General features: G+C 43.6%; 2 protein-coding genes. Both read left to right on the forward strand.

Features of this window, described 5'->3' with window-relative positions; translation table 11 throughout:
* On the forward strand, window positions 1–1,050 hold a 1,050-nt coding region (gene hflX, locus B4K20_RS14380; protein ID WP_289283425.1), incomplete at its 5' end, for a ribosome rescue GTPase HflX.
* Window positions 1,051–1,137: 87 nt separating this feature from the next.
* Window positions 1,138–1,397 (forward strand): protease modulator HflK N-terminal domain-containing protein (locus B4K20_RS14385; RefSeq protein ID WP_289283426.1); only part of this gene is annotated, 260 nt, incomplete at its 3' end.

Genomic DNA, 1,397 nt, shown 5'->3' on the forward strand with positions numbered 1-1,397 from the left:
GATGATTCTCAACAAGAGTTTATTGAATTAGTTGGCTCAACAGGTGCAGCGATTGCAGCGATTATTCAAGGAAAACGCCACCGCCCCGATCCTAAATTTTTTGCTGGTAGTGGTAAAGTTGATGAAATTGCAGAACATGTTCATGCCTCGCATGCAGCCTTAGTCATTTTTAACCATGAGTTGTCACCTAGTCAGGAAAGAAATCTTGAGCAGAAACTCAAATGCAGGGTGCTGGGCAGAACAGGTCTGATATTGGATATTTTTGCCAGAAGAGCACGTTCTCATGAAGGTAAACTCCAAGTTGAACTAGCCCAACTTCAGCATTTATCAACGCGACTAGTTCGAGGCTGGACTCACCTTGAGCGGCAAAAAGGTGGTATCGGATTGCGTGGACCTGGTGAAACACAGCTGGAGACAGACCGACGCTTACTAGGCCAACGTATCAAGTCACTTAAGAAGCGTTTGGGTAAAGTTCAGTCACAACGGGAGCAAGGCCGACGTTCACGACAGCGAGGCGGTGTACCTGTTGTGTCCCTGGTTGGTTACACAAACGTAGGCAAGTCCACATTATTTAACAAAATGACATCAGCTAAAGTTTATGCTGATGACCGATTATTTGCGACATTAGACCCAACTTTAAGAAGAGTTAAGCTACAAGAAACCGAACTCCTCATCATGGCAGATACGGTCGGTTTTATACGTGACTTACCTCATGATCTCGTCGAGTCATTTAGTTCGACACTTGAAGAGACACGTGATGCTGAACTGCTGCTACACGTCGTTGATTGTGGCGCGAATGATCGTGATGATCTTATTCATCATGTGAATGAGGTTTTAAAACAAATCGAAGCTGATGAAGTCCGCCAGGTAATTATTTATAACAAAATAGATAAGGTCGATGATATTTCACCGCGCATCGATAGAGATGATAAGGGTAATATTAACCGTATTTGGTTGTCAGCAAGAACAGGTGAAGGGCTGGAATTGTTACGAGATGCCCTACATGAATATTTTCCAGAAGAATCACTTTCTGAATATGTTGATGCCTAGATACGGTTTTGGTTGCTTATAGTGACCATGTCCGTAAAATAGGCGTGTTTGAAATAAATTCTCTGTTTTTTCAATTTGGAGAGCTACATGGCTTGGAATGAACCCGGAAACGGTGGTAAAGACCCGTGGGGTAATCGTGGCAATGATGGGCCACCTGATTTAGACGAAGTTATCCAGAATATGCAACGTAAGCTTGGTGGCATTTTTGGTGGTAAAGGTAATAATAACAATAACAACTCATCAGGTCGGGGCGGTTTCTTTGGTTTTGGTTTGATTGCCATAATTGCTTTTCTGGTGTGGATCGCCTCAGGGATATACATAGTCGACCCAGCTGAGCGTGGCGTTGT

The organism is Methylophaga sp. UBA5088 (assembly GCF_002414625.1).
Classification (GTDB): domain Bacteria; phylum Pseudomonadota; class Gammaproteobacteria; order Nitrosococcales; family Methylophagaceae; genus Methylophaga; species Methylophaga marina.